Here is a 396-nt window from a genome sequence, read left to right as displayed (position 1 = left end):
CGTTGTGGCAATGGCAGAAGCTCAAGGCATGTCATCCGCAGAACTTTCAACACTACTTGAAGACTTTGTAAACCCTGACAAGCGTAAAATGTGGGGGCATGAAAAGTTAAAAGCTAAATTGGGTAGTGGCTATGCCCAAGCTTGGAAAGACCTTGAATACAATTCATTAAGGCTGGCGAGAACTACTATTAGTCACATAGGTACGGAAGCCGTTAAAACCAAAGCCAAAGTAAATCCGTTTGCTAAGAAAGTTCAATGGCATTCAGTTCATGCACAAGGTAGAACTTGTGAAACGTGTAAAGAGTTAGATACGCAAATATTCAAAATAGAAGAGGTGCCATACGATCACCCTAACGGGTTATGTTACCAGACCATATATTTTGAAGAAAGTATGGA

General features: G+C 40.7%; 1 protein-coding gene. It reads left to right on the top strand.

The features are described from left to right. A partial coding sequence (locus EVJ21_RS15400; RefSeq protein ID WP_201739998.1) for a hypothetical protein occupies positions 1-396 on the top strand: 396 nt, incomplete at both ends.

Origin of the sequence: Exiguobacterium sp. SH0S2, assembly GCF_004337185.1 — a bacterium.
In the GTDB taxonomy this organism is placed as follows: Bacteria; Bacillota; Bacilli; order Exiguobacteriales; family Exiguobacteriaceae; genus Exiguobacterium; species Exiguobacterium aurantiacum_A.
Note: the sequence above shows the minus strand (reverse complement) of the source record. Positions and strands in the feature narration are given on the sequence as shown.